The sequence below is a fragment of the Bradyrhizobium sp. SZCCHNS1022 genome (assembly GCF_032484835.1).
Taxonomy (GTDB): Bacteria; Pseudomonadota; Alphaproteobacteria; order Rhizobiales; family Xanthobacteraceae; genus Bradyrhizobium.
The window spans coordinates 1,954,298-1,981,147 of sequence record NZ_JAUETT010000001.1 but is presented as its reverse complement, the minus strand read 5'-3'; the positions used below and the strand labels follow the sequence as shown (position 1 = coordinate 1,981,147).

General features: G+C 64.5%; 24 protein-coding genes and 1 pseudogene. 11 read left to right on the top strand and 14 right to left on the bottom strand.

From position 1 onward, the window contains the following. Positions 1-7: 7 nt before the first annotated feature. Positions 8-1,108, bottom strand: a complete 1,101-nt coding sequence (locus QX071_RS09020; RefSeq protein ID WP_315701169.1) for a hypothetical protein — start codon at positions 1,106-1,108, stop codon at positions 8-10. Between the two features lie 225 nt (positions 1,109-1,333). Here QX071_RS09020 and QX071_RS09015 point away from each other — a divergent pair, with 225 nt between their 5' ends. Continuing rightward, positions 1,334-2,155, top strand: a complete 822-nt coding sequence (locus QX071_RS09015; RefSeq protein ID WP_315701170.1) for a sugar phosphate isomerase/epimerase family protein — start codon at positions 1,334-1,336, stop codon at positions 2,153-2,155. A gap of 27 nt (positions 2,156-2,182) precedes the next feature. Here the strand turns inward: QX071_RS09015 and QX071_RS09010 are convergent, their stop codons facing one another. From QX071_RS09010 to QX071_RS34045, 3 genes are all read right to left on the bottom strand, one after another. Further along, positions 2,183-2,356 carry a hypothetical protein gene (locus QX071_RS09010; RefSeq protein ID WP_315701171.1) on the bottom strand — a complete coding sequence of 58 codons (174 nt, stop codon included), beginning with the start codon at positions 2,354-2,356 and terminating at the stop codon, positions 2,183-2,185. Between the two features lie 204 nt (positions 2,357-2,560). After that, positions 2,561-2,824, bottom strand: coding sequence for an FAD-dependent oxidoreductase (locus tag QX071_RS34050; RefSeq protein ID WP_409997784.1), 264 nt, complete (start codon positions 2,822-2,824; stop codon positions 2,561-2,563). Between the two features lie 221 nt (positions 2,825-3,045). Further along, positions 3,046-3,405 (bottom strand): hypothetical protein, encoded by a 360-nt coding sequence (locus QX071_RS34045; RefSeq protein WP_409997788.1) that lies wholly within the window; start codon positions 3,403-3,405, stop codon positions 3,046-3,048. A gap of 357 nt (positions 3,406-3,762) precedes the next feature. On the opposite strand from QX071_RS34045, the gene QX071_RS09000 reads away from it, so the two are divergent. Continuing rightward, complete coding sequence (locus tag QX071_RS09000; RefSeq protein ID WP_315701172.1) at positions 3,763-3,957, top strand: hypothetical protein; 195 nt, start codon at positions 3,763-3,765, stop codon at positions 3,955-3,957. Between the two features lie 75 nt (positions 3,958-4,032). On the opposite strand, the gene QX071_RS08995 is transcribed toward QX071_RS09000, so the two are convergent. The 6 genes from QX071_RS08995 to QX071_RS08970 all read right to left on the bottom strand — a co-directional run bounded on the left by QX071_RS08995 (position 4,033) and on the right by QX071_RS08970 (position 9,795). Beyond that, positions 4,033-5,523: an ABC transporter substrate-binding protein gene (locus QX071_RS08995; protein ID WP_315701173.1), complete on the bottom strand. Its 1,491-nt coding sequence runs from the start codon at positions 5,521-5,523 to the stop codon at positions 4,033-4,035. Between the two features lie 32 nt (positions 5,524-5,555). Further along, positions 5,556-6,602 carry an ABC transporter ATP-binding protein gene (locus QX071_RS08990; RefSeq protein ID WP_409997787.1) on the bottom strand — a complete coding sequence of 349 codons (1,047 nt, stop codon included), beginning with the start codon at positions 6,600-6,602 and terminating at the stop codon, positions 5,556-5,558. Between the two features lie 2 nt (positions 6,603-6,604). Then, positions 6,605-7,606 carry an ABC transporter ATP-binding protein gene (locus QX071_RS08985; RefSeq protein WP_315701175.1) on the bottom strand — a complete coding sequence of 334 codons (1,002 nt, stop codon included), beginning with the start codon at positions 7,604-7,606 and terminating at the stop codon, positions 6,605-6,607. 3 nt (positions 7,607-7,609) lie between these two features. Further along, a complete protein-coding gene (locus tag QX071_RS08980) occupies positions 7,610-8,470 on the bottom strand; it encodes an ABC transporter permease (protein ID WP_315701176.1) in 861 nt (286 codons plus the stop codon). A 29-nt stretch (positions 8,471-8,499) separates the two neighbouring features. Continuing rightward, positions 8,500-9,450, bottom strand: a complete 951-nt coding sequence (locus QX071_RS08975; protein WP_315701177.1) for an ABC transporter permease — start codon at positions 9,448-9,450, stop codon at positions 8,500-8,502. Between the two features lie 138 nt (positions 9,451-9,588). After that, complete coding sequence (locus QX071_RS08970; RefSeq protein WP_315701178.1) at positions 9,589-9,795, bottom strand: DUF2934 domain-containing protein; 207 nt, start codon at positions 9,793-9,795, stop codon at positions 9,589-9,591. A gap of 65 nt (positions 9,796-9,860) precedes the next feature. Between QX071_RS08970 and QX071_RS08965 the strand changes: the two genes are divergently transcribed. After that, positions 9,861-10,595 carry an SDR family NAD(P)-dependent oxidoreductase gene (locus tag QX071_RS08965; RefSeq protein WP_315701179.1) on the top strand — a complete coding sequence of 245 codons (735 nt, stop codon included), beginning with the start codon at positions 9,861-9,863 and terminating at the stop codon, positions 10,593-10,595. A 12-nt stretch (positions 10,596-10,607) separates the two neighbouring features. On the opposite strand, the gene QX071_RS08960 is transcribed toward QX071_RS08965, so the two are convergent. Beyond that, complete coding sequence (locus tag QX071_RS08960; protein ID WP_315701180.1) at positions 10,608-10,937, bottom strand: hypothetical protein; 330 nt, start codon at positions 10,935-10,937, stop codon at positions 10,608-10,610. 268 nt (positions 10,938-11,205) lie between these two features. Here QX071_RS08960 and QX071_RS08955 point away from each other — a divergent pair, with 268 nt between their 5' ends. Genes QX071_RS08955 through QX071_RS08945 form a run of 3 tightly spaced genes read left to right on the top strand, consistent with a single transcriptional unit; the run spans position 11,206 to position 14,531 of the window. Continuing rightward, the gene (locus QX071_RS08955; RefSeq protein ID WP_315701181.1) at positions 11,206-12,609 is read left to right on the top strand and encodes a GH1 family beta-glucosidase; all 1,404 of its coding nucleotides are present in this window, start codon (positions 11,206-11,208) and stop codon (positions 12,607-12,609) included. Then, on the top strand, positions 12,606-13,589 hold the full coding sequence (gene glk / locus QX071_RS08950; protein WP_315701182.1) for a glucokinase: 984 nt from the start codon (positions 12,606-12,608) through the stop codon (positions 13,587-13,589). The genes QX071_RS08955 and glk overlap by 4 nt, the downstream gene beginning before the upstream one ends. Before the next feature lie 3 nt (positions 13,590-13,592). Continuing rightward, complete coding sequence (locus QX071_RS08945; protein ID WP_315701183.1) at positions 13,593-14,531, top strand: 1-phosphofructokinase family hexose kinase; 939 nt, start codon at positions 13,593-13,595, stop codon at positions 14,529-14,531. Here the strand turns inward: QX071_RS08945 and QX071_RS08940 are convergent. Beyond that, positions 14,491-15,633: an SbmA/BacA-like family transporter gene (locus QX071_RS08940; protein WP_315701184.1), complete on the bottom strand. Its 1,143-nt coding sequence runs from the start codon at positions 15,631-15,633 to the stop codon at positions 14,491-14,493. The genes QX071_RS08945 and QX071_RS08940 overlap by 41 nt on opposite strands. A gap of 270 nt (positions 15,634-15,903) precedes the next feature. Between QX071_RS08940 and ppsA the strand changes: the two genes are divergently transcribed. Further along, a complete protein-coding gene (gene ppsA / locus QX071_RS08935; protein WP_315701185.1) occupies positions 15,904-18,363 on the top strand; it encodes a phosphoenolpyruvate synthase in 2,460 nt (819 codons plus the stop codon). A gap of 167 nt (positions 18,364-18,530) precedes the next feature. Then, positions 18,531-20,056: pseudogene (locus QX071_RS08930) on the top strand (Do family serine endopeptidase). A 98-nt stretch (positions 20,057-20,154) separates the two neighbouring features. Here the strand turns inward: QX071_RS08930 and QX071_RS08925 are convergent. Next, positions 20,155-21,591 (bottom strand): lysophospholipase, encoded by a 1,437-nt coding sequence (locus QX071_RS08925; RefSeq protein ID WP_315701186.1) that lies wholly within the window; start codon positions 21,589-21,591, stop codon positions 20,155-20,157. Positions 21,592-21,762: 171 nt separating this feature from the next. Then, positions 21,763-22,788: a histone deacetylase family protein gene (locus QX071_RS08920; protein WP_315701187.1), complete on the bottom strand. Its 1,026-nt coding sequence runs from the start codon at positions 22,786-22,788 to the stop codon at positions 21,763-21,765. A 233-nt stretch (positions 22,789-23,021) separates the two neighbouring features. Between QX071_RS08920 and QX071_RS08915 the strand changes: the two genes are divergently transcribed. The 3 genes from QX071_RS08915 to QX071_RS08905 all read left to right on the top strand — a co-directional run bounded on the left by QX071_RS08915 (position 23,022) and on the right by QX071_RS08905 (position 26,731). Continuing rightward, positions 23,022-23,798 (top strand): class II aldolase/adducin family protein, encoded by a 777-nt coding sequence (locus QX071_RS08915; RefSeq protein ID WP_315701188.1) that lies wholly within the window; start codon positions 23,022-23,024, stop codon positions 23,796-23,798. Positions 23,799-24,061: 263 nt separating this feature from the next. Continuing rightward, a complete protein-coding gene (locus QX071_RS08910) occupies positions 24,062-25,399 on the top strand; it encodes an MFS transporter (RefSeq protein ID WP_315701189.1) in 1,338 nt (445 codons plus the stop codon). Positions 25,400-25,825: 426 nt separating this feature from the next. Beyond that, entirely contained in the window at positions 25,826-26,731 is a 906-nt protein-coding gene (locus QX071_RS08905) for a LysR substrate-binding domain-containing protein (RefSeq protein WP_315701190.1), read from the top strand. The last annotated feature ends 119 nt before the right edge of the window (positions 26,732-26,850 follow it).

Below are 26,850 nucleotides of genomic sequence, written 5' to 3'. Positions count from 1 at the left end.
CGCAATCTCACTGACCGATCGAGCTATACGCGGCCTTGCGGAAGCCGGCATTGGCCTCCTCGCGCTGCGCCCCTTGCGGCTGCTGGCCGAGCGCCTTGGTCGGCGTCACGACCGAGAAGAGGATGAAGCCGCCGGCCTTGCGCGGGAAGATGAAATATTCGGCGATATCGGACTTCGCGCTGTCCTCGCATGAGGACATGCCACGGAACACGACCTGGCTGTCGACCAGCTCGCTGTTGCGCGCCGAGATGAACTTGCCTTTGCAGTCCCTGGCGTCATTACCGACGATCGTAGCGGCGACCTCAAGCCCGTCGACGTTGCGCTCCGGCGGCACGATCCGGACGAAGCCGGTCGCGTTGTCGGCCTTCCAGGCTACGCCGCTCGACGTCAGCCACACCGGCGCCTCGCCGCGGCTCAGGATCGAAGGGTGCGACAGCGCGGCCTTGAGGATGAAGTTGGAGGCGATCTGCATCGCCTCCAACTGCAACTCGGCCGACCCCTCCTGCGGTCGGGACGGCTGCAGGCTCGATGCCGAGGTCGGCGGCGCTGCCGGCCGTGGCGCTGCATTCGCCTGCCCTAGGTTCACGGTGAAGTTGGTCGCTGCAGCCAGCCCACCTTCATTGACCGTCTTTGCGCATTTGACGAGCGAGGGGAGCAACACCGCGGTGCCGTCGAGGCTGAACTGAAACAGATTGCCTTGCGCGAAGGCGGACATGGTTCGTGCCGCGCGGAAACTTTTAACCAGCGCGGAATTGATCGGCATCGGCACCGCGACCATGTTGGTCGACAGAACGGTGCCAGCGACGTTGAAGCTGTTACGACCATCGAAGCTCAGCACGATCGGGAATTTCTGACCAGGCGTAAGCGTCCAGCTCGGATGGATGAAGGCAAGCGCCCATTCATAGGTCTTCGACACCACGACGCTGAAGGTGATGCCGCTCGCATAACTCGCCCCCGCGATGCAGCTGGTGAATTCACCGGTCTTGTCGTCGGTGTAGGCTCCGCCCGACCACCCTGCCGTCGAAATCGAGCCGTAAGGACCTCGCGCATGGGCGGGATACACCAGGGCCAGCATCACGAACAGCAACGTCGCAAGTCGAGCGCCCACAGCTGCCCTCCCCTTTTCGACACGATATTACCGCATTGTTGCTAAACTGACGCCTACGTCAAGTAGCGCGGCCGACGATCTGACTACTCGAGCGATTCGGTTGCAAATGCGCGCGGACCCGGGCAAGGAAGCGCCCCGATATCCACTCCATCCGTTTCACCAGACCGTCATCGAACCGAGCTAGCGGTCGCGCTTCGCTCAGACGATCGTCAAGGGATCAATGACATGTCCGCACCGCTGCCATTGCTGGGCGCCGCGCTCTCCGTCAAATCCATTCCGGCGCACCGCGACTGGCTGCTCGAGCGCCAACGCGATCTCGAGATTCAGGATTTTTCCCGCGCCGAGGTGCTCGATGGCGATTGGCGCGCCGTCGCCAGCGAGATCAAACGGATGCTCGATGGCCATACCGGCCGGCGCGGCATCCATGGCCCGTTCTGGGGTTTCAAGATCGACAGCCACGATCCCCTGATCCGCCGCGCCGTGACCAAGCGCCTGCTGCAAGGGCTCGAAGTCGCCGAATTCCTCGGTGCGACCCAGATGGTGATCCACTCGCCGTTCACGACCTGGGACCACAACAATTTCGACATGACGCCCGAGAGCCGTCAGGACCTCGCCGAGCGCGTTCGCATCACGCTCGCCGACGTCGTCGCGCGCGCCGAGCAGTCGAACTGCGAGATCGTGATTGAAAACATCGAGGACAAGGATCCGAGGGACCGCGTCAATCTGGCCAAAGCGCTCGGCAGCGCCAAGGTGCGCGTCTCGCTCGATACCGGTCACGCCAACTACGCGCATCATTCCACCGGGGCGCCGCCGGTGGATTATTATGTCGAGGCGGCCTCCGACATGCTGAGCCATGTGCATCTGCACGACAGCGACGGCTATGCCGACCGGCATTGGGCGCCGGGTGAAGGCAATATCGCTTGGACTGCGGTTTTCCGAGCGCTTGGCCGGCTGACCTCCAACCCGCGCTTGATCCTCGAGCTTCGCAACCACGACCATGTGCGCGCGGGCGCGGCCCATCTGACGGCACTCGGCCTCGCCGAATAAGGCCGCAAGTCGCCGCCCTTCCCCCGCTCAACATCGGGCCACGATCAGCCCTTCGTTTGCGTGCAATTGCACCGGGCCGTCGGAGCTCATGCCGCTCAGGAGAGTGCTGTTTGCTGGGACCACCGAGACTGTATCGATCATGTCCCCCTCGGTCCTTTCAAGGCTGATGGCAGCCACGACGGTCTCGCCGGCCAGCGACATCCATCGCTCCGCCGCCTGCAGCCAAAGATCGCGGCGCGACGGATCGCATTCGGCTTCCTCACGGCAGCTCGTGGCCGCCACCCAACATGCCGATCTTCTGTCCATCATCCATGCTGTGGCCGGTCCTTGTCCGCGGCATTAACCTAAGCTGCCCTCGCGCGTGATTTGATCGAGGCCGATCCGTTCGAGCTCCTCTGCCCGCTCTCAGGCATATCTCATCGGCAGCGAGTGGTGGGCGTGACAAGCGGCGACCGCAGCATGCCCGAAGGCGACCGAGATCTGGTGCAGATCGGTCACGACGTCGCCGATGCCGTAGAGGTGATCGACATTGCTGCGTTGCTTATCGTCAACCTTCAGGAACCCGTCCGACGTATGGCTCACCCCGAGTTGAACCGCGAGCTCGGAGCGGACATCGGCCCCCATCGCGGGATAGACGATGTCGAAACGCTCGCGGGTGCCGTCGGCCAACACCGCCTCGATGCCCCCCCTCTTTTCTTTGGAGGGCAACGAGGCAGGGGGCAACCTGCACAGCGGCATCGGCAAGCTGCTGGACCCCGGCTTCGTCGCGGACGTCGTCGGCGGGGACCAGGATGACTTCGGCGCTATACACCCGCATGAACAACGCCTTGCCGATCGCGTGGCCGAACGGCCCGACCACCGCGATCTTGCGCCCGATCGCCTCGAACGCGTCACAAATCGAACAATAGCGCAACTCGCCGCGCCTGACGGCGTCCACCCATTCCGCCAGCCGCGTCTGCTTGTCCATGATCCCCGTCGCCAAGACGACCCGCTGCGTCTCGATCACGCCGCTCGCGTAAGAGGCCAGCAATGGCCTGCCATGCCGTTCCAGCGAACTGACGAAGCCGCGAATGATGGGAACCCCGAGCCCGATCACCTGCTGTTCCATCCGTGCGAGCAGTTCGCGGCCCGGGAATGCCGTCGGGAAATCCGGGCAGATTATGGCTGCGAGGAATCAGGGCGGCGCACGAGGCACCGCTGTCGACCACCGCGACGTTGCGACGGAAACGCGCCAGATAGATCGCAGCCATCAGACCGGCCGGCCCGCCGCCGATGATCAGCACCTCAGTATGCATATGACCTTCGCATGGGGTTCACAGGACGCCGGATGCGCTCGACGTCGCCCCCGGTAAAGTCTCTGAAACCCAAGAGATTCGAGAGGGAAAAGTTCTTGCCGACAATGGAATTTGCAGCTTGCCGCCGTGTTGATCACGGCACCGGACGGAAGCCGCTGCCACTCGGACCGGAACCGCTTCACGGGCGGAATCCACAGGGAACTCGCACCCGGTGCGGAACTTTTTACGGGGTTGGGAACTTTAACTTATGACGCTGCCCGGGGGGCGCGTCCGTGTGATGTTATGAACGTTGTGAAGTGATGAGGGGCGTCGATGAGGTTTGTGAATTCGACCGACGAGAGTTTGTTGGCATACTACGAAAGTGTCCGCAAACAGGTCGCTGCTGATAGCCGGATCGGCGGGCCCTACCGCTTGATCGGAGAGCGCGCCAAGCAATATGCGACCGAACTGCAGGCCGAGATGCGACGGCGGCAGATGCGGTTCACGCCGATCGAGTGGCCGCACTGATCCCCGCCCCTTCGTCTCGAAGCTGAGGCGGGCGCGGCGGGCACTCCTGCCGCATCCGCCCCTCGCCTCCTAACGTTATTCCCAGGCCCAGCTGGAAAAATCGTTCTCGAACTGCGGAACGTCCTTCCACAGGCCTTTCAGCTTCTTGTTGGCGATCGTGATGAATTGCGGCTGGTACAGGAAACCAGCGGCGGCATCGGTGGCCAGCATCCGCTGCGCATCGCCCAGCAGCGTGGCGCGCTCGGCCTCGTCGGCCGTGGCGACGATCGACTGATAAAGCTTGTCGAAAGCGTCGGAGTGATAGCCGAAATAGTAGTTGCTCTCGGTGAACTTCACCAAATCGAACGGCTCGACATGGGAGACGATGGTAAGGTCGAAATCGTGCGGGCCGTTGAAGACCTGCGCCAGCCAAGCCGCCCATTCCAGGTTCTCGATCTTGGCGACGATGCCGACCTTGGCGAGTTCTGCTGCGAGCACCTCGCCGCCTTGCCGCGCATAAGGCGGCGGCGGCAGCCTGAGGCTGAGCTCAAGCGGGGTCTTGATGCCGGCCTCCGCCAGCAGCTTCTTGGCCTTCTCGGGATCGTAGGGATTGATGCCGGTGGTGTCGACATAACCCAGTGAGCCCGGAACGTAGAAGCTGCCGATCGGCGTCCCGAGACCGTCGGCGGCGCCCTCGATCATGGCCTTGCGATCGATCGCGGCAAGAATGGCGCGGCGGACGCGGACATCGTCGAGCGGCTTCTTCTTGTTGTTGATGGTGACAATGGTTTTCGCCTTGGAGCCACCGATCAGCACCGAGAAGCGCGGATCGGCCTTGAACTGCGCCAGGCTGCGGCCCGCGGACACGCGCGGAAACGCATCGACATCGCCCGACAGCAGGCTCGCGACCTGCGCCGCTGGATCGCTGATGAAGCGGATTGTCACCTTGGAAAGCTTGATTGCGCCCGCATTGCGATAGTCCGGCCATTTATTCAAGGTGATTGAAGAGCCCTTGGCCCAGGTGCCCAGCGTGTAAGGGCCCGTACCGACCGGCTGCGTCGCGTCGGTGGCGACGCTCTTCGGCTCGACGATCGCGGCCGTCGCCTGCCCGAGCAGGAACGGCAAATTCGGCTCGGCATTCTTCAGCGCGATCACCACGGTGTCCGCATCGGCTGCGGTGACGGACTCAAAGCCCTGGAACAGCGCCTTGTCCTTGTTGGTGCTGGCAGGCGCTGCCGCGCGGTCGAAGGAGAACTTCACCGCAGCGGAATCGAACGGCTCGCCGTTCTGGAATTTGACGCCCTTGCGCAGCTTGAACGTATAGCTCTTCAGGTCGGGCGAGGCCTTCCAGCTCTCGGCCAGCAGCGGCGAGACCGACGAGTCCTCGTTGATCTTGGTCAGCGCCTCATAGATGTTATAAAGTGTGACTTCCGCGATCGCCGCGGCCGCCGCACTGGTCGGATCGAGCCCGGTCGGCTCCAGCGTCATGCCCATGATGACACTGTCTTTCTTACTTTGCGCCAACGCGGGCAGCGACGCAGCCGCCAACGCGGCGGCGATGATGGCGGTCGATAGTTTCTTCAACATCGGTTCTCTCCCCAGAGGATCAAAACTACCCATCAATGCCGATGCGAGACAAGGGCTTCGCCCGCCTCGACCGGCGCCGGCTGCGCCAGCACCGCCTCGGCTTTGTGACATGCCGCAAGATGTCGAGCGCCGATTTCGCGCAGCGTCGGCGCGTGTTCGCGGCAATGCCCGTCCGCAAGCACACAGCGCGGAGCATAGGGACAACCGGCCCTGCCGAGCGCCTGCGATCCAACGACCGGCGCTTCGCGGCGCGGTCTGATGGCTCCGGCCCGCGCGCGCGGCACGGCATCCAGCAGCGCCCGCGTGTAGGGATGCGCGGCGCGCGCGAACAGATCCTCAGGGCATCCCTGCTCGACGATCTGCCCGAGATACATCACCGCGACCTCATCACAGAGATAGTCGACCACTGCAAGATCGTGGCTGATCAGGATGAAGCTCAAGCCGAAATGCTCCTGCAGGTCCTGCATCAGGTTCAGCACCTGCGCCTGGACGGACACGTCGAGCGCGCTGACCGGCTCGTCGGCGACGATCAGCTTCGGCCGGGTGATCAATGCACGCGCGATCGCGATGCGCTGCCGCTGCCCGCCGGAGAATTCATGCGGGTACTTGTCCATGTCGGGCTCGCGCAGGCCGACCTCGCGCAGCACGGCGGCCACGCGCTCGCGCGTCTCGGCACGATCCAGCCGGCCAAGCGCGCTCAGCGGTTCTGCGACGATGCGCCAGACCGTCTGCCGCGGATCGAGCGAGCCGTACGGATCCTGAAATACCATCTGGACGTCGCGCCGCGCCCGGCGCAATTCCTCGGCCGAAAGGCGGTTGAGGTCGCGTCCCAGCAGCCGGACCGAGCCCGATGACGGCCGCTCCAGCGCCATCACCAGCCGCGCGAAAGTCGACTTGCCGGAGCCGGATTCGCCGACGATGCCCAGGCTCTTGCCGGCGTTCAAGCTGAGCGAGACCCCGTTCAGCGCATTCACCTGGCCCGGCGGGCGGAACAGATTTTCGCGCGGCAGCTTGTAGCGTTGCCCAAGGTCGTTGACCTCCAGCAGCGGCGGCTCGGAAGGTGGTGACTGCTCCGTGATGCTCACGCCCCCGCTCCTGCCATCGCCGCATCGGTCCTGATGCATCGCGCCCCGTGACCCGCGCCGAGATCGACAGACGGCGGCAAGGCCGCGCGACACGCATCGACGGCGAGCGCGCAGCGATCCGCAAACGGACAGCCGGGCGGCAGGTCGACCAGCTCCGGCACGGTGCCGGGGATCGTGCTCAGCCGCTCGCCCTTTCTGGCGCCAAGCCGAGGCCGCGCGCGAAACAGCCCTTGCGTATAAGGATGCGCCATGCGCGTAAAGATCGCATCTGTTGCTCCGCTCTCCACCACCGTGCCGCCATACATCACCATCATGCGCCGGACGTTCTCGGCGATGACGCCGAGATCGTGGCTGATCAGGATCAGCGCCATGCCGCGTTCCTCGACGAGGCCCGCAATCAGATCGAGGATCTGGCGCTGGATCGTGACATCGAGGGCCGTGGTCGGCTCGTCCGCGATCAGCAAATCCGGTTCGCAGGCGAGCGCCATCGCGATGGTGATGCGCTGGCGCTGGCCGCCTGAGAACTGGTGCGGATAGGCATCGACGCGCCTGGCCGCATCGGGCAGGCCGACGCGATCGAGCAGTGCGATCGTACGGTCGCGCGCCTCCGCAGCGGTACAGCTGGTGTGCTTGCGCAGCGGCTCGGCCACCTGGCGCCCGATCGTGTGCATCGGATTGAGCGCCGTCATCGGCTCCTGGAAGATCATGCTGATACGATTGCCGCGGAGCGCACAGTAATCGCGATCCGGCAGGCCTAGCAGCTCGCGGCCATCGAGCCGAAGACTGCCGCTGACAACAGCGCGCTCCGGCAACAGGCCCATCAGCGCGAGCGCGGTGATCGATTTACCGGACCCGGATTCGCCGACCAGTCCCAAAGTCTCGCCGCGCTTCAATTCAAATGAGACCTCGCGTACCGCCTGCGCCGGCCCGCGGGCGGTGCTGAGCCTGATGCCGAGATTGTCGACCTCGAGCAGAGGTGCCTTGCTTGCTGCGCTCACGGTTCAACGCTCCCGCGCCAGTCTGGGATCGAGCAGATCGCGCAGCCCGTCGCCGAGCAGATTGAGACCGAGCACCGCGACTGCGATCGCCATGCCGGGATAGACCGCAAGCATCGGCGATTGGAACAGCAGACTCTGCGCGTCGTTGAGCATGCGGCCCCAGGACGGTTGCGGCGGCTGGGTGCCGAGGCCGAGATAGGACAGCGCGGCTTCCGCCAGGATGGCGAGCGCGAACTGGATCGTGGCCTGCACGATCAACACCGACATGATGTTCGGCAGCACGTGCTCGATCGTGATACGAAAGCGTCCCTTGCCGGAGGTGCGGGCCGCGAGCACGAATTCGCGCACCCAGATTGCGCCGGCCGACCCGCGGGTGACACGGACGAATACCGGGATCTGGAAGATGCCGATCGCGATGATCGACGTCACCATGCCGGGACCGACCACCGCCGCCAGCATGATCGCCGAGAGCACGGCGGGAAAGGCGAAGGTGAAATCGGAGAGGCGCATGACGAGCTCATCGGTCCAGCCCCTCTGTGCCGCAGCCGTCAGCCCGAGACAGACGCCGAAGCTGAGCCCGATGCCGACGGCAATGATGCCGACCAGGATGGTCGCGCGCGCCCCCACCAGCAGCAGCGAGACGATATCACGCCCGAGCACGTCGGTGCCGAGCCAGTGCGCCAGAGAGGGTGGCTGCAGCTTTGCGGCAATGTCGAGATCGTAGGCCGACCACGGCGTCCACAACAGCGAGAGCAGCGCAGCACAAAGCACGAGCAGGCACAGCACGCCGCCGGCGACGAAGCTCCGGTGGCGCAGCGCGCGACGCCAAAATCCGTTCCGTGAAGTCGGACGGCTGATCGTCACGGCGCCGGAAGCCAAAGGCGAGAATGACGTCACAGCTCGTGAACCTTGATGCGCGGATCGATGACGGCATAGAGCACATCGACCACGAAGTTGACGATGATGACCATCGCCGCGAGCAGCATGACGCAGTTGCGCACCACGATCAGGTCGCGATTGGCGATCGACTGGAAGATCAGCCGGCCGAGTCCCGGCAGATAGAACACGTTCTCGATGACGATCGTGCCGGCGAGCAGATTGGCGAATTGCAGGCCCATCACGGTCAGCACCGGAATCATCGCATTTCGCAGCACGTGTTGCCAGAGCACTTCGCGTCTCGTCAGTCCCTTGGCGCGCGCCGTGCGCACGAAATCCTCGCGCAGCACTTCGAGCACCGCCGAGCGCGTCACGCGCGCGAGGATCGCGGCCTGAACCACCGCCAGCGAGATCGCCGGCAACAGCAGCGACTTGATGCCGGACCACAGCCCGTCATCCCAGCCGGCAAAGCCGCCCGCGGACAGCCATTGCAGTTTCACCGCGAACAGCAGGATCAACAGGATCGCGAACCAGAAATTGGGCAGCGCGATCCCGATCTGGGTGAGCGACATCACCCCGACATCGCCGAGCTTGTTGTGGTTGGCCGCGGTGTAGATGCCGGCCGCCAGCGCCAGCACCGCGGTGAGTGTCATCGCCATGATCGCAAGCGGGATGGTGAGAACCAGCCGTTCCGCGATCAGGCCGGCGACCGGCGTGCCATAGGCATAGCTGTTGCCGAGATCACCCCCCACCATGCCGCCGAGCCAATGCGCGTAGCGAACCACGAGCGGCTGGTCGAGCCCCAGCTTGACCGCAAGCGCGCGCACCGCGTCAGGCGAGGCGTCGGCCCCCATCAGCATCTGCGCCGCATTGCCCGGAAGAGCGTCCAATATCAGGAAAATGATCAGCGACGCGCCGACCAGGGTCGCAACCAGGGTCAGAAATCGTCGCAGCAGGAATACGCTCATCCGAAGTCACGAAGCCTTCATCATCGTGGCGGCACGATCCACGGGATCGCGGCCCGATGCAAGCAATCTCAACGCGCATGGCGCCAACCACACGTCTGACACAACAGGTATGGCCGGTCAGCCCGGGGAGCTGATCGGTCAGAGATTATCCGGCGTTTTCAGCTCGTGGCGGACCCGCTCCTCCTTGATCTGCCGCTCCGCCTCCAGCCAGAATTCCGCGTCGCGGCCGCTCGGGCGGCCGGCCTGCTCCCAGAGCTGATGGGCGCGGGTTCTGATCTCCTGGTCGTCCATGACGGTCATCATCTGCTCCTGCATCTTGCGGCCCTCACCGAGATTTGCGGCCAAGTCGGCACTCCCCGGCGTTAAAGCTCGGCTTCCCATCAACGCGCGAAACAGTCCTGGAGACAGTCATGGCCGATCAATTCCTTCGCGGGCGCAGCGCTCTGGTCACCGGCGGCTCGCGCGGCATTGGCGCTGCCATCTGCCGCGCCCTGGCCGAGGCCGGCGCGTCCGTCGCCATCAACTACCGGAACCGCGCCGATGAGGCCGAGCGGCTGGCGGCAGAGCTGAGTGACAAGGGCGTCCCTGCCGCGGCCCTTCAGGCCGATGTGTCGGTGGCTGCCGCCGTTGCCGATCTGGTCGCCGCGGTGGACGCCAAGCTCGGCCCGGCCGACATCCTCATCAACAATGCCGGCATTGCGATCACCCGCGCCGTCGAGGAGCTCACCGAGGCCGATTTCGACACCACGATTGCGGTCAATCTGAAATCGGCATTTCTCTGCACCCAGGCCGTGCTGCCGGGGATGCGGGCACGCCAATGGGGCCGCATCGTCAACATTTCCTCGGGCGCGGCGCGCGGCGCCGGCGCGATCGGTCCGCATTACAACGCCTCGAAGGCCGGGATGGAGGGGCTGACGCGCGGCTACGCCGCCCGACTGGTCAAGGACGGCATTACGGTCAACGCGGTCGCGCCATCCCTGATCGCGACCGACATGATGAAGGAGCAACAGGCGCTGGTTTCGCGCATTCCGCTCGGCCGCTTCGGCCTGCCGGAGGAAGTCGCCAAGGCCGTGATGCTGCTGCTCGACAATCCCTATATGACGGGCCAGACCATCGCGATGAGCGGCGGCATGGCGTTCAATTGACACGCCTCGAAATCAGCCTGCGACCGCGCCGAGCAGAAGGCTGACCTGGCCGTTGCCCCACAACGGCAGCAGCACCCGCGACAGCTCGCGGCCCGACGCTTCGGTCAGCCGCAGCAGGGTCGGCTCGCCCGCCTCCACCGTGGCGCTGGCCTGCGCGCGCAGATAGCTGAGTTCTGAGTTCGGGGCGATCTCGTCGAGGAACGAACCTTGGCTCACCGCCGGCAGTCCTGCGCTGGCGAATTCGAAGCGGAAGCGCTCCGGGCCGGTGAACACCTGCAGCAGGAAGGCCTTGCCCAGCAGCTTTTCCAGCGCCGGAAGTGCGAGATCGTCGGCAAAGGGCATGCCGTTTTCAGCGCGCCTCAAGCCTCGCCAGAGCGCGTGCAGGGGTTCGAGCTTCTCGTCCAGGCGACCGGGAAGCGGGAGCGGATTGCGACACAACATGAATCTTGAACCTCTTGCATGATAGCCGCGCCTCGCAAACACACGCGGCTCCTGAAACTGAGCCTATGGGCCAGACGTCAGGGCGTGTTGATCCTGGTCAATGGGTGGTTCCGCAGCCCCGGCATCATGACCCGGTGAGATCGGCCATGACGTGCAGGCAAGTTTGGAAATGACCATCAACATCGACAGAACTCGACACCCTGGCGCCGCCGCCCCGTCACAGCGCGGCTTTCTCTGGGGCGCCTCGACGTCGAGCTATCAGATCGAAGGTGCGGCGCATGTCGATGGTCGCGCCGACAGCATCTGGGATGTCTATGCGCGTCCGCCCGGACGGGTGAAGAACAACGACAGCGGCGAGGTCGCCTGCGATCATTATCATCGCTATCCCGACGATGTCGCGTTGATGCGGGAGCTTGGCCTGAATGCCTACCGTTTCTCGATCGCCTGGCCGCGCGTGCTGCCGCAAGGCCGCGGCGCTCCGAACGAAAAGGGCCTCGCCTTTTACGACCGGCTGATCGACACCCAGCTCGCAGCCGGGATCGAACCCTGGATCTGCCTCTATCACTGGGATCTGCCGCAGGCGCTCGATGATCTCGGCGGCTGGCAGAACCGCGATATCGCCGGCTGGTTCGCCGATTACGCCGCGCTGATCGCGAAGCGCTATGGCGACCGGGTCAAACACTTCGCCACCTTCAACGAACCATGTGTGTTCACGCTGTTCGGCTATGGCTTCGGCTGGCACGCGCCCGGGGTCGCCGACAGAGCCGCGCTCCACAAGGCGATCCACCATGTCAATCTGAGCCACGGCAAGGCGATCGACGTGTTGCGCGCGAGCGTGCCCGGGGCACGGCTCGGCGCCGTCCACAACCGCCAGCCCTGCTATCCCTGCACCAAGAGCCCGGCCGACGCCGCGGCTGCGCTGCGGTTCGCCGAATATTGGAACGACGCATTCCCGCTGCCGCAACATTTCGCCTGCTATCCCCCGACCCTCGCCGAGGCGGTTGCCCCCTACGTCCAGCCCGGCGACATGGCGCAGATCGCCCGTCCCCTGGACTGGTTCGGCCTCAACCACTATTCGCCGCACTACATCAAGGCCGACAGCAACCTGATCGGCGCCAGCTTCGGCGCGCCGCCCGATGACGTGCCGCGCACGGCGATCGGCTGGCCGATCGTGCCGGACGCATTCCGCGATACCCTGCTCGACATTCACAAACGGTTCCAGCTGCCGATCTATGTGACGGAGAACGGTACCGCCGCTGACGACACGCTTGATGCCGCGGGCGGCGTCCAGGACGACAGCCGCATCGCCTACCTGAAGGCCTATACGGAGGCGATGGCACAGGCGATGGCGGCTGGCGCCGATGTGCGCGGCTATTTCGTCTGGTCGCTTCTGGATAATTTTGAATGGGGCTCGGGCTATTCACAGCGCTTCGGCATTATCTATGTCGACTTCGCCACGCAGCGGCGCATTCCCAAGGCATCTGCGCGGTGGTATGCGGACATGATTGCGGCGCAGCGGGCCACTAAAGGTCGCTCTGTCCGCACCAACCGGGTGGAAGCGGCTGAGGGATGAGCGATCACGTTCTTCTGGGCGATATCGGCGGAACCAATGCGCGCTTCGCGCTGATGAGTCATGGCGCAATTGGGCCGATCGAGCATCTGAAGGTCGCCGACTTTCGCTCCATTGCCGACGCCATCACATCGTTTCTATCGCGATGCGCCGCGGGAGCCTCGCCCACCGCCGCCGTGCTCGACGTTGCGGCGACGATCGAACAGAATCGCGGCGTCCTCACCAACAGCCATTGGACCATCGACGGCGCCGAACTCGCGCGGCAATTCAAGCTCGCCTCGGCAAAGCTCCTGAACGATTTCGAGGCCGTCGGCTGGTCGCTGCCGGCGCTGCAACCGGCCGACCTCTTTCCGCTCGGTGGCGGACGGGCTGCGGCCGGCGCGCCGATGCTGGTGCTCGGTCCTGGAACCGGCTTTGGTGCCGCCTGTTATCTGCCCGGCGATGGTCACCCCGTGGTTGTCGTCACCGAAGCCGGCCATGTCACTTTGCCGGTGACGAGCGAACGCGAGGCCAAGGTCGTCGCCAAGATGCGCGAGCGTCTTGGTCATGTCTCGGTCGAGCGCGGCGCGCTGTCCGGCATGGGCATCGAACACATCTACCAGGCCATTGCCACGCTCGATGGCGTGACGGTGCCAGAGCGCGATGCTGCAGCCATCACGCATAGCGCGCTCGACGGCAGCTGCACGGTCTGCCGCACCACCCTCGACATGTTCTGCGGCTGGCTCGGCACCGTCGCCGGCAACCTCGCGCTGACCTTCTGCGCACGCGGCGGGGTCTATATCGCGGGCGGCATCGCCCCGCGCTTTCCGGACTATCTGGCGCGATCGGACTTCCGCAGCCAGTTCGAGAGCAAGGGACGCTATGATGCGTACTTGCGAGCCATCCCCGCCTATATCGTCACCCGGCCGGACATCAGCTTCCTCGGCCTGAAGTCCTATTTCGAGACGGCCGTTATGGCCAAAGCCGGGGCGACGGTCCGCTAAGCCATGAGCAACATCGTTACGATCACGCCGAACCCCGCGGTCGACCTCTCGACGGAGGTCGAGAAGATCGTGCCGGTGATGAAGCTGCGCGGCACCACGCAGCGGCGCGACCCCGGTGGAGGCGGCATCAATGTCGCGCGTGTCATCACCCGGTTCGGGGGCAACGTCACCGCGGTCTACCCGGTCGGCGGCGCGACCGGTGCCCTGCTCAACAAGCTGGTCGCACGCGAGGGTGTGGCCAGCCTGACATTTCCGACAGCCGACGAGACGCGCGAGGATTTCTTCGTACAGGAAGCTGCGACCGGGCAGCCCTACCGCTTCATCCTGCCGGGCCCGACGCTCGACGAGCGCGAGTGGCAGGCGGGGCTCGCGCTGCTGACCGCGCTCGAGCCATTTCCCCGTTATGTCATCGGCAGTGGCAGCCTGCCGCATGGTGTGCCCATCGACTTCTATGGCCGGGTGGCGAAGCTCGCGCGTGAGCGCGGGGCGAGGTTCATCCTCGATACGTCCGGGCCGGCGCTGGCCGCCGCCGCAGAGGCGGGAGTCGACCTGATCAAGCCGTCATTGCGCGAAATGCGCGAACTCGCCGGGGGCGAGCTCGCCGATGCGGCGCAATGGGAGACCGCCGCGCGTGCGCTGGTTCACAGCGGCAAGGTTGGGACGGTGGCGCTCACCATGGGCCATCTTGGTGCGGTCCTGGTCACGCGCGACCTCGTGCTGCGCGCCCGGCCGCTTGCGATCACGCCGGTCAGCGCGGTCGGCGCCGGTGACAGCTTTCTCGGCGCTCTCGTCGCCAAGCTCGCCGCGGGCGCTGCAATCGACGAGGCCTTCCGCTGGGCCGTTGCCGCCGGTGCTGCGGCGCTCCTGCATCCCGGCACGGCGCTGTGCGATCCAATTGACGTCAGCCGTCTCGCCGGAGAGGTACAGTTGCAGGCGGCGTGACATCACTACAGCCGGCATCGGCCGCTGCACCGTGATGGTTGAGGCGGTCGAGCGACAGCAGCAATCCGCCGACCCGCTGCAGCGAGGAGATCCAGTCGGCGACGCGGCCGTAATTGTCGACCAGCCAATTGAACGAGCCCTGCACCAGCGTGAAGGCCGCCGCTGCCTGTGTCAGCTCACCGAGTGTGATCGAGCCGTTGAGGAACTTCGGCGCGCACAGCACGAGCCCGATGATCGGCGCCAGCAGCGAGTTGGTGTGCGACACCAGCGTCGTGCGCACAAGCTGCCAGCACAACCGCTTCCATTGCTTGATGACGTGGTGCAGCGCTTGCCAGAGCCCGCTGATGACGCCAGGAGCCAATTGCTTCGGCGTCACGCCTTCGCCGATGTCACGGAGCAGATGCGCCGCGGTGATCAGCTCGGCCTCGGCCTGATCCTTGGTCTGGATCACACGCGTCAGCGGCGAACCGACCAAGATCATCGCCCCGGTGACGAGGCCGGAATAGACCACCACGCTCACGACGAGATAGCCGGGGATCCAGAACCGATGGCCCGACAGGCTGAACGAGATCGATCCACCGACCTCCCACAGCACCTGGATGAAGATGATCGCGGTGAGAAGCGAGGAGATCACGCCGAGCGCGAAATCGACCGGCGCATCGGTCGCGACCCTGACATCCTGGGCGATCCGATATTCCGGTATCTTCTGGTCGCCCTGCACGGCGGCGAGCCGCGCGTAGCGCTCGTTCTCGACCCAATAGTTGGTCACCTTCTTCGTCAGCCACTCCCGCCAATTGCGTTGCATGGTCATGCGGCCCCACACTGAAGTAACGGCGAGCACGACGCTGCTGGCGCAGAGCGGGACCAACAAATAGGCCTGATGACGCAAGCGCGCCGGATCGCGGCTGTCCAGCGCGTCGAAGAAATCCCTGTTCCAATAATTGAAGCGGAACTGGACGTAGAGCTGGAGCACGACAACGACCACCAGGGCGGCGCATAGGACCCACACGCGCCAAGCCGCCGGCCCGCACCAGAAGCGCCGGGCGGTGAGCCAGAACCGCGACCATTCGCGATTGGCGTCCTCCTCGATGTCTTCGGGCATCATGGCTCGTTGCGATCCGTGCCGCGATGAACCCTGACAGCGGACGTCATCGCATTATCCTTCTTCAGCATGCATCGTGCGCGAGCGGGCAGGTCGGTGAAGATACGCTAACGTCATTTCGTTGACATGCCCTTTCTCCTCCCACTCCCTTTCTCTTCGCGCTCATAGTGTTAGAGCCTATCATTCGCACCGGCTTGATCCTCCGCAAGGCACTCCTCCCGCGACCCGGCAAACTGTTCCGATGACGCTGCAGTGCGGGAGAACTGGCGAATGACGGCAATTCAAACTGCCCCTGACTATATCCGTTGGTTCAAGGACCTCCGCATTGAGGATGTGCCCCTGGTCGGCGGCAAGACCGCCTCGCTCGGCGAGCTCTATTCGGCGCTGGCGCCGCAGGGTGTTCGGGTACCCAACGGCTTTGCCATCACGGCCGCGGCCTATCGCGACGCTTTGCGCGAGAGCGGGGCCGACGACGAGCTTCGCAAGCTGCTCGACGGCCTCGACAAGCGCCGTATCGCCGATCTCGCCAAGCGCGCGGCCAAGGCGCGCGCGATCGTCTATGACGCAACCGATCGTGCCGATTTGCGCAAGCAGGTCAACGAGGCCTATCGCCTGCTCGAGCAGGAATATGGCAGGGCGGCAGCCGTCGCGGTCCGCAGCTCGGCCACTGCGGAGGACCTGCCCAATGCAAGCTTTGCCGGCCAGCATGACAGCTTCCTGAACATCCGCGGTACGAAAGACCTGTTCGAGACCTGCCGGCGCTGCTTCGCCTCGCTGTTCACCGATCGCGCGATCTCCTATCGCATCGACAACGGCTTCGATCACTTCAAGGTGGCGTTGTCGGTCGCGATCATGAAGATGGTGCGTTCCGACATCGCCGCGAGTGGCGTCATCTTCACGCTCGACACCGAAAGCGGCTTCCGCGACGTCGCGTTCATCACCGGCGCTTACGGCCTTGGCGAGAACGTCGTGCAAGGCGCGGTCGATCCGGACGAATTCTATGTGCACAAGCCGACCTTCAACGCGGGATTCCGTGCCGTGCTATCGCGCCGGCTCGGCGCCAAGGAAAAGCGCATGGTCTATGCCAAGACCGATGCGAAGACGAAGACACATGGCACGACCACGCGCAACGTCGCGACGCCGCCATCCGAGCGCAGCCAGTTCTGCATCTCCGATGCCGACGTGCTCGAACTCGCGCAGGCAGCCATCGTCGTCGAAAATCACTATTCGCAAAAGGCCGGCCGGCCGACGCCGATGGATGTCGAATGGGCCAAGGACGGCAACGACGGCGCACTCTACATCATCCAGGCCCGGCCGGAGACGGTGGCCTCGCGGCGCACGCCCGATGCGCTGGAAACCTACGCGCTGAAAAAGCCCGGCAAGGCGATCGCGACCGGGCGCGCCGTCGGCGAGAAGATCGCCGCGGGCAAGATCCGCCTGGTCAAAAGCGAACGCGACCTGCGCGCCTTCCGCCCCGGCGAGGTGCTGGTGGCAACCTCGACCAGCCCGGACTGGGAGCCGGTAATGAAGACGGCCGCCGCGATCGTCACCGATCATGGCGGCCGCACCTGCCATGCGGCGATCATCGCCCGCGAGCTCGGTGTCCCTGCCGTGGTCGGCACCGAGAACTTCAGCAAGCACGCAAAGACCGGCACGACCGTGACCGTCTGCTGCGCCGAAGGCGACGTCGGCCACGTCTATGACGGGGCATTGCCGTTCGAAGTGACCAAGGTCGCGATCGACACGCTGCAGAGACCGCGCACGGAGATCATGGTCAATCTCGGCAATCCCGAAGTCGCATTCAAGACCGCGATGATGCCAAATGCGGGCGTTGGCCTTGCGCGCATGGAATTCATCATCAACCAGCACATCGGCATCCACCCGATGGCGCTCGCCACACCCGACAAGGTCAATTCCGCGAAGGACCGCAAGACCATCCAGAACCTCACCGCGCGCTACAAGGCACCGGCGGATTTCTTCGTCGAACGGCTGTCCGAAGGCGTCGGCACCATCGCGGCCGCGTTCTACCCGCATCCGGTGATCGTGCGGCTGTCGGACTTCAAGACCAACGAATATGCGAGCCTCATTGCCGGGCGCGATTTCGAGCCTAAAGAAGAGAATCCGATGCTCGGCTTCCGCGGCGCCTCGCGCTATGCGCACCCCGCCTATGCAGCTGGCTTTGCACTCGAATGCGCGGCGCTGCGGCGCGTGCGTGACGTGATGGGGCTGACCAATCTGAAGATCATGATTCCGTTCTGCCGCCGGGTGGACGAAGCACGCAAAGTCATCGAGACCATGGCCGGACACGGCCTCGAGCGCGGCGAAGGTGGCCTCGAGATTTTCATGATGTGCGAAATTCCGAACAACGTCATCCTGATCGATCAGTTCGCCAAGCTGTTCGACGGCTTTTCGATCGGCTCCAACGACCTGACCCAGCTGACGCTCGGCGTCGACCGCGACTCCGACATCGTGGCCTTCGATTTCGACGAGCGCGATCCCGGCATGCTGAAGATGCTCACGCTCGCGGTCGAAGGCGCCAAGCGCAACCGCCGCCATGTCGGCATCTGCGGCGAGGCGCCGGCGAACTATCCGGAGATCGCGCGCTTCCTCACCGAGCTCGGCATCGACTCCATCAGCGTCAATCCCGCCAGCGTGTTGCGCACCATGGAGATCGTGCGCGAAGCCGAGCGGGAATTGGCCGCCCGCGCTCCACAGGCGCTGGCGAGCTGACGTCCGCGCCTGGTCACGCGCGGCAAGAACTTGATGACGGCAACCTGATTACGGCGAATTAATTCCGCGGACAGGATCAATTAATTCGCCCGACAGGACACCGTAATCCCGTCGTTGTACCTCCGAAGCGGGGCAGTTGAGCTTTCGCATTTCGGAGAGAGACGATCATGACAGATACCAATCAGCCACCCCGCCGCAGGCCGTTTGCCAAGCGCCGGCTGGCCCTGCTCGGCTCGGTCGCCATTATCGGCGCCGGCGTGATGCTGGCCGGCCCGCTCGCCACCGGACACTTCACCGAGAGCGCATTCGCAGCCACGCCCACAGCGCAATCCGAACAGGGACCGCGTGGTTTTGCCGACCTCGTCAGCAAGGTGAAGCCCGCCGTGATCTCGGTGCGGGTGCGCATCGATGAAGCCTCCGACGGCAACGTGCTCAGCCGCAATGACGAGCTTCCGGACCTGCAACCCTTCATGAACGGGACCCCGTTCGAGAAATTCTTTCGCCGCTACGGCAACGGCAACGGTCCGCAGATGCAGGGGCATCAGCTGATCACCGGCCTCGGCTCAGGCTTCTTCATCTCCGCTGACGGCTATGCAGTCACCAACAATCACGTCGTCGATCATGCCAAGTCGGTCGAAGTCACCACCGACGACGGTCAGACCTACACCGCCAAGGTGATCGGCACCGATCCCAAGACCGATCTCGCCCTCATCAAGGTCGATGGCAACCACAACTTCGCCCATGTCGATTTCGAGACCCAGATGCCGCGTGTCGGCGACTGGGTGGTCGCGGTCGGCAATCCCTACGGCCTCGGCGGTACGGTCACGGCCGGCATCGTCTCCGCCGAAGGGCGCGACATTGGCAACGGTCCCTATGACGACTACATCCAGATCGACGCGCCGATCAACAAGGGCAATTCCGGTGGCCCGACCTTCGACGTCAACGGCAATGTGGTCGGCGTCAATACCGCGATCTACTCGCCGTCCGGCGGATCGGTCGGCATCGGCTTCGACATTCCCGCCGCCACCGCCAAGCAGGTGATCGCGCAGCTGAAGGACAAGGGCACTGTGACGCGCGCCTGGCTTGGCGTGCAGGTGCAGCCGGTCACCGCAGGGATCGCAGAGAGTATCGGCATGAAGAACGCCGCGGGCGCCCTGGTCGATGAGGCCCAGCCGGACACGCCAGCCGCGCAGGCAGGCATCCAGGCAGGCGATGTGATCACCGCGGTCAACGGCAACGCAATCAAGGACTCCCGCACGCTGGCCCGCGAGATCTCCGGCATGAGCCCCGGGACCAGCGTCAGCTCGACATCCTGCGCAAGGGTGAACCCAAGAGCATCAACGTCACCCTGGCGACAATGCCCGGCGAGCAGAAGCAGGCCAACGCGAGCGAGCATGAGAACGGATCAGTTCCCGGCCTGCCGCATCTCGGCCTGTCGGTTGCGCCGGCGGATCAGGTCGCGGGCGCCGGCAGCAAGGGCGTCGTGATCACGGCGGTGGATCCGGACGGCCCGGGCGCCGAACACGGGCTGAAATCCGGCGACGTTATCCTCGATGTCGGCGGCAAGAGCGTCGCCAATGTATCCGATCTGCGCAATGCGCTGTCCACGGCGAAGTCGGACGGCAAGCATGACGTGCTGATCCGGGTCAAGACCGCCGACAACACTCACTTCGTGGCGGTGCCGATCGGCTGATCGGCATGACCCTGCAAGCCCGTCGCGGTGCTTCCTTCAAGACCGCGGCGGGCTCGGCTTGTTGTCTGCCCACGACTTGTCTGCCGCGATCCGATCCGTCACAACGCCGATTTGAACCAGTCGAGCACGGTCGAGTTGCCGCCCACCACGTCGCCTTCACCGTACAAGCTCGCCAGGAACGTGCCACGATGGCTGGCGCCGGCAACTGAAACGCCTTGCATGAAGTGGCCGTTCGCCGCGAGCGACATCTTCACCAGCCGTGGCGGTAGCGCCTCGTCAGCCGCGCCATAGTAGAACCGCATCGGCGCGTCATAATCCCAATAGGTCGTGCTGTTGGCGGCGAGGTGACGCAGGAAGCGGCTGTTGGTCTCGTGGGTGAAGCGGTCGAAGAAGCCATCGACCAAAAGGTCCGGTGGCTGTGGCACCGCTCGGCTGAAGGCGTCATCCATGCTGTAGTCGGACCAGTACTTCTCTGCCAGCGCGATGTGCTGCGGCTTGATCGCGGTCTTGAACAGATCGGTGAGCCGATACTGCAGGCGATAGCTTCCGAGCAGGATGATGACGCAGGGCGTGATCCAGATCGGCGGCTTCGGATAGGCGCTGTCGGCCGACGGGTCGGCGCCGGCCGTGACCCAATAGCGCATCGACTCCGGAAGATTGTTGAACGGGCTCTGCGCCGCGCTGGCCGCCACCTTCACGCGTCGCCGCTGCAGCTCCTGCCGCAGCCACTGCGTGTTCAACGCGCCCTGCGACCAGCCGTTGAGGAACAGCGCTCTCTTGCGAAAGCCGAGCTGGTCGAGCGCCAAAAGACCTGCGTTCAGCACGTCCAGGCAGCACTGCACCGTGGCATCTTTTACGGCATAAGCTTCGCCGCGGCCGTCCCGATACGGCCCCTTGCCGAGATAATCGGCTGCGATCAGCGCAAAACCGTTCCCGACCAGTCGCTGAATGTTGAACAAGGTCTCGATCGAATCGACGTTGTCGCGCAGCTCGTAGTTCGGATCCGCCAGCTTGATGAGATTGGACGGGACCTGATCGAAGGACAGGATGGTGCCATGCTGCCATGATACCACCGGCAGCGGACCTTTGTGATCGGCGGGCAGCGCGAGCAGGCCGCTGACCTTGACGCGCTCGCCCGTCTCGGGAACACGGGTGAAGGTGGTGAGCCGCCGCAGCTCGACATCGACGCGCGCCCCCTGCTTGTCAGCGGAGAATGGCGGGAGGATGTTGTGCTCGTTGAACACCGCATGGAATTTTGCCGCAAGAGCGTCGAGCCGATCCTTGGCCACACGGACCGGACGGCCGAGGCCGGCGCCGCTTGATGCCTGCGGTCGGGCGACAGCAGGACCGCCTGGGATGGACAGCGCGGCTGCGCCAAAGGCCAGGCTTGCCGACGTCAATAGGCGCCGGCGGGAGAGCTGTCCCGCCATTGCTGCAAGCCCGAACTCCTGCTCGGGAAGTCCGACGCTTGGATCGGCTGCTACGATGTCAGCGTTGGCACGACACCGATCGTGCCCCGTCATTTGCCGCTTCATGCTTTCCCTCCGAACAGAATCAGACGGAAGGTAGTCCGCAAAGACTAGCAGTTGCTAAACGCGGAGTGATGGGACCGAAGCTCAAGCGTCTCGGCACAAACGTCCCACCACCGCGAATGATTCTCGATAGGCCGCCCGCGGCTGCGATCCGACGAACCGAGAGCGGTTCCCTCACCTTGCCTCCTCGAATCCCGCCAGCACTGCGGTGAGATTCTGGCCGAGAATATCCGAGAGATAGCCGCCCTCCTGCACGAACACCGTGGGCAGCCCCAGCCGCGCGATATCAGCCCCAATGCGTTTGAAACCGGGCGTGGTGACGGTAAGGCCGGCGAGCGGATCGTGCTCGGAAGCATCGAGCCCGAGCGCCACCACCAGCGCGCCCGGCGCGAAGGCGCGGATGGTCTTGTCCGCATCTCCCAGCACCGCCATGTAACCGTCATCGCCGGTCTTCAGCGGCAGCGGAATGTTGAGATTGGCGCCTAAGCCGGCGCCTTCGCCGCGCTCATGCGCATAGCCCCACACGAACGGATAGTAATAGGTGGGATCGGCGTGGATCGATACCGTCAGCACATCGCCGCGATCGTAGAAGATGCCCTGCGTGCCGTTGCCGTGATGCACGTCGACATCGAGGATCGCGACGCGCTCATGGGTGAGACGCAGATGCGCGGCGGCAATAGCGCTGTTGTTCATGAAACAGAAGCCGGAGGCGATATCGCGATAGGCATGATGGCCCGGCGGACGACACAGCGCATAGACGGCGTCTTCACCATCCATCACCAGCTGCGCCGCCGTGGTCGCAATGTCCGTCGCCGCGCAGGCGCCGGCCCAGGTGCCGGGACCGATCGGCGCGGAGGTGTCGGTGGTGTGCCAACCGAGCCGTCCGACGATATGGGTCGGATAGGTGCCGGCGTTACGCACCGGGTGCATGTTCGGGATCATCTCTGACCCGGAATCGCCGAGCGCCGCCCAGGCGTCCCACGCCTCCTCCAGAAACCTCAGATATTCGGGACTGTGCACGCGCGCACGTGGCCCCTGGCCGAAATTGATCGGCGCGACCAGTTCGTGGCTGCCGGCCTTCAGGCCTGCCAGCAGACGATCCGCACGTTCGGGCTGTTCGGTGGTGCGCTTGACCACACCGCGCACCAGGTAGAATTGCGGATCGTGGCTGCGATGCAGCTCGCTGTAGACGGCCTTCACCTGACATCACTCCTGTTTGAGAGATGCCGAATTGTGCACGCGCGAACGGACAGCACAAGCGCAGACCGCCAAATCCTTGGCGGCCTCCCGTGACGAGACTTCCATCGCGCGGAACAATGCCCGCGCTTCCGCCGCATGCGACTAACTCCTATGCGCCGGCTGTCGACAGTTTGAGCTTGCTCGTCCGCCGCCCCTGAACGAAAGTTCGGGCAAACGGCACAAGGACAAGCCAGATGATGACCACGCATGTGAAGCCCGAGACCCTGACGGATGCGAACAGGCAGGCGCGCGTCGATCTCGCCGCCGCCTACCGCCTGATCCACCGGCTCGGCATGGATGACAGCATCTACACCCACATCTCGGTCCGGCTTCCCGGCACCCATGACCGCTTCCTGATCAATCCCTATGGCATGCGCTTCGAGGAGGTCACAGCCTCCAACCTCGTCACTGTCGACATCGTGGGCAAGGTGACCGACGATCCGCTCGGACTCGGCATCAATCCGGCGGGCTTCACCATCCACAGCGCGATTCACATGGCTCGCCCCGACGTCGCCTGCGTGCTGCACACCCACACCGTTGCCGGCGTCGCCGTGTCGTCGCTGAAATGCGGGCTGCTGCCGCTCAATCAATGGTCACTGCAGTTCGCTCATCGCGTCGCCTATCACGACTTCGAAGGCATCGCCCTCGACCTCGACGAGCGGTCGCGCCTGATCAACGATCTCGGCGACAAGTACGTGCTGGTGCTGCGCAACCACGGCCTGCTGACCTGCGGCCGCTCGGTCGCGGAAGCCTTCAAGCTGATGCATAACCTGGAGCGCTCCTGCAAGGCACAGCTTGCGATCCAGGCATCCGGCGCCGAGATCAACCACGTGTCGGACAACATCGCTCGCCACACCGCCGAGCAATATGCCAAGGGCTACGACAAGCTGGAGCAGGAAGGCCGGCCGGACAGCGAATGGGCCGCATTCAAGCGCATGCTGGAGAAGACCGATCCGGACTATGTGAACTGACACGATCGCCAGCTTCGTCGCCAAGCGTGATGGCCGGGCTTAGCCCGGCCATTTGCGTTTCTGCCCGCGCCTCACAGCCCCGACGCACCTCGCGCACGACGTTCATCGGCGGCGCTGGACACGCATGATGTGATCCAACTTTTAGGCGGCTGCAAACCGATCGATACAAAATTTGTATCGATCGATACAGGCTTCGGCTTGGACCGGCGGCCTGCGCCTCTCTAGACAGGCCAAAGAGGAAAAAATCCAGGGAGGTGTTGCGCATGAGCGCAATTGTGTCGGTGGCCGAGGCGCGACGATCGCGGGTCAGGCTGTTCATCGTGACCATGCTGTTCCTGGTCACGACCGTCAATTACGCCGACCGGGCAACACTCTCGATCGCGGGTTCTGCGCTCTCCAAGGAACTGCGTCTCGATCCGGTCGCGATGGGCTACGTGTTCTCCGCCTTCGGCTGGTCCTATGTGATCGCGCAGGTGCCGGGCGGCTGGCTGCTCGACCGCTTCGGTTCGCGCTGGGTCTACGCCATCAGCATCCTCACCTGGTCGGTATTCACGATGCTGCAGGGCTGGATCGGCTTCTTGAGCGGCGGCGCGGCCGTGACGATGCTGTTTGCCCTGCGTTTCCTGGTCGGCTTCGCCGAGGCGCCCTCCTTCCCGGCCAATGCCCGCATCGTCGCCGCCTGGTTTCCCAGCAATGAGCGCGGCACCGCCTCGGCCTTCTTCAATTCGGGCCAGTATTTCGCGACCGTGATCTTCGCCCCGCTCATGGGCTGGATCGCGCATGAGTTCGGCTGGCGCCATGTCTTCACTGTCATGGGCTCGCTCGGGCTCGTGATGGGCGCGCTCTGGATCAAGACCATGTACGACCCCAAGGAGCACCCGGCAGTCAACGAGGCCGAACTCGACTACATCCGCCAGGGCGGCGCGCTGGTCGATCTGGATGGCGCCAAGGAAGCCAAGTCCGCGTCGAGTGGACCTGGCTGGTCGCATATCGGCCAGCTGCTCAGCAACCGGATGATGCTCGGCGTCTATATCGGCCAGTACTGCATCAACACCCTGACCTATTTCTTCCTGACCTGGTTCCCGGTCTATCTCGTCAAGGAGCGCGGGCTGTCGATCCTGCAGGCCGGCTTCGTCGCCACGCTGCCGGCGCTGTGCGGCTTCATCGGTGGCGTGCTCGGCGGCTTCATCTCCGATGCCATCCTGCGCAGGACCGGATCGCTGACGCTGGCGCGCAAGATCCCGATCGTCGGCGGCATGCTGCTGTCGATGGCGATCATCGGCTGCAACTATGCCGAAGGCCAGGCGCTGGTGGTCGGCCTGATGGCGCTGGCCTTCTTCGGCAAGGGCATCGGTGCGCTCGGCTGGGCGGTCGTCTCCGACACCTCGCCGAAGGAAGCCGGCGGCGTCTCCGGCGGCCTGTTCAATTCCTTCGGCAATCTCTCCAGCATCACCACGCCGATCGTGATCGGCTACATCCTGGCCGCCACCGGCTCCTTCAACGGCGCCCTGGTCTTCGTCGGCCTTAACGCGCTGGTCGCGGCGATCGCCTATCTCTTTATCGTCGGCAAGATCGAGCGAGTCCAATTGCGAACCTCCTGAGCACCTCGCGTGGGTGGCTCACCTTCAACGGCGGCCTCGGCCGCCGTTTTTTTTACGCGCGCCGTGCATCGTATCAAATGGTATCGCAACCGCAGTCCGCTCCCCTCCCCCAGCGGGGAAGGGTTGGGGGGTGGGGGTCCCCACGCGCGGACCGTCGTGAGTATCTCCGATATTGCAATTCATCGGTACGGACGCGCGAGAACAAGACCGCAGCCGTCGCTGAGCCGAATGACTCATCGATCGGGATACTGATTGAATGCGCGCTCTCTCGTATCGAGCGCGACTCGTGGACCCCCACCCCCGACCCCTCCCCGCAAGGGGGAGGGGTCCGACCGCCATCGGCGCACTTCTCCCCACATTTTCACCCGGTGTGATCAATGCTAATGCGCGTTCCGCACCAGCTCGATCCATGCCAGGGAGGCATCGATGTTCGATCTCAACCAGCTCCGCTGCTTCGTCACCGTGGCCGAGGAGTTGCACTTCGGCCGCGCCGCCGCCAGGCTCAACATGACGCAGCCCCCGCTCTCCCGGCAGATCCAGGTGCTCGAGCACATCATCGACGCAGCGCTGCTCGAGCGCACCAGCCGTTCGGTGAAACTGACGCCGGCCGGGCGCAGCTTCCTGCCCGAGGCGCGGCGCATCCTGAAAATGGCGGAAAGCGCAGCGCAGGTTGCGCGCCGCATTGCCAAAGGCAAGAGCGGCTCGCTCAAGATCGGCTTCACCGCGGCTGCGGCCTACGGCTTCATGCCGGAGCTATTGGCCGCCTGCCGGACGCGATTGCCCGAGGCTGACCTGTCGCTGAAGGAGATGGTCTCCGGCGACCAGATCGAGGCCCTCGCCTCGGGACAGATCGATGCCGGCCTGCTGCGGCCGCCGATCGCACGCCCGGAACTCGCGACCAAGCGCGTGGTGGCCGAGCAATTGCTCGCCGCCGTGCCACGGCGGCACCGGCTCGCCTCCGTCGATAGTGTTTCGATCAAGGATTTCGACGGCCAGCCCTTCATCATGTATTCGCCGTCGGAAGCGCGCTATTTCCACGATCTGCTGGTGTCGCAATTCATGCGCGCCGAGGTGCTGCCGCGCTATGTCCAGCACCTCAGCCAGATCCATTCCATTCTCTCGATGGTGCGCGCCGGGCTGGGCGTCGCGATCGTCCCGCAGGCAGCGAGCAGCCTGAAGATCGCCGACGTGAAACTGCGCCCGCTGAAGCTGCGCAATGCTGCTCCGGTCGAGCTCTTCATGGTTTGGCGGCGCGAGCACGACAACCCGTTGCTGCCTGCCTTGGTCGACATCGCAGGCAGTCTTGCGACCCTGCAGCACGGCGAGGATTGATGCCGATCCGATATCGATCGATACCGTGATTGGCTTGGACCGGCATCGGACTTGGCCTTAACGAAAGGCCTGAAGGACGCGATGTCTGGTGCGAAAGTTCTGCGTCCGTTACGGATTTC

What these genes read in the sequence shown, in the direction of transcription:
- QX071_RS09015 (WP_315701170.1), top strand. Translation starts at nt 1,334, where the DNA reads ATGTCCGCACCGCTGCCATTGCTGGGCGCCGCGCTCTCCGTCAAATCC.
- QX071_RS09010 (WP_315701171.1), bottom strand. Translation starts at nt 2,356, where the DNA reads ATGTCGCTGGCCGGCGAGACCGTCGTGGCTGCCATCAGCCTTGAAAGG.
- QX071_RS34045 (WP_409997788.1), bottom strand. Translation starts at nt 3,405, where the DNA reads ATGGCTGCGATCTATCTGGCGCGTTTCCGTCGCAACGTCGCGGTGGTC.
- QX071_RS09000 (WP_315701172.1), top strand. Translation starts at nt 3,763, where the DNA reads ATGAGGTTTGTGAATTCGACCGACGAGAGTTTGTTGGCATACTACGAA.
- QX071_RS08995 (WP_315701173.1), bottom strand. Translation starts at nt 5,523, where the DNA reads ATGTTGAAGAAACTATCGACCGCCATCATCGCCGCCGCGTTGGCGGCT.
- QX071_RS08975 (WP_315701177.1), bottom strand. Translation starts at nt 9,450, where the DNA reads ATGAGCGTATTCCTGCTGCGACGATTTCTGACCCTGGTTGCGACCCTG.
- QX071_RS08965 (WP_315701179.1), top strand. Translation starts at nt 9,861, where the DNA reads ATGGCCGATCAATTCCTTCGCGGGCGCAGCGCTCTGGTCACCGGCGGC.
- QX071_RS08960 (WP_315701180.1), bottom strand. Translation starts at nt 10,937, where the DNA reads ATGCCCTTTGCCGACGATCTCGCACTTCCGGCGCTGGAAAAGCTGCTG.
- QX071_RS08955 (WP_315701181.1), top strand. Translation starts at nt 11,206, where the DNA reads ATGACCATCAACATCGACAGAACTCGACACCCTGGCGCCGCCGCCCCG.
- glk (WP_315701182.1), top strand. Translation starts at nt 12,606, where the DNA reads ATGAGCGATCACGTTCTTCTGGGCGATATCGGCGGAACCAATGCGCGC.
- QX071_RS08945 (WP_315701183.1), top strand. Translation starts at nt 13,593, where the DNA reads ATGAGCAACATCGTTACGATCACGCCGAACCCCGCGGTCGACCTCTCG.
- QX071_RS08940 (WP_315701184.1), bottom strand. Translation starts at nt 15,633, where the DNA reads ATGCCCGAAGACATCGAGGAGGACGCCAATCGCGAATGGTCGCGGTTC.
- ppsA (WP_315701185.1), top strand. Translation starts at nt 15,904, where the DNA reads ATGACGGCAATTCAAACTGCCCCTGACTATATCCGTTGGTTCAAGGAC.
- QX071_RS08925 (WP_315701186.1), bottom strand. Translation starts at nt 21,591, where the DNA reads ATGAAGCGGCAAATGACGGGGCACGATCGGTGTCGTGCCAACGCTGAC.
- QX071_RS08915 (WP_315701188.1), top strand. Translation starts at nt 23,022, where the DNA reads ATGATGACCACGCATGTGAAGCCCGAGACCCTGACGGATGCGAACAGG.
- QX071_RS08910 (WP_315701189.1), top strand. Translation starts at nt 24,062, where the DNA reads ATGAGCGCAATTGTGTCGGTGGCCGAGGCGCGACGATCGCGGGTCAGG.
- QX071_RS08905 (WP_315701190.1), top strand. Translation starts at nt 25,826, where the DNA reads ATGTTCGATCTCAACCAGCTCCGCTGCTTCGTCACCGTGGCCGAGGAG.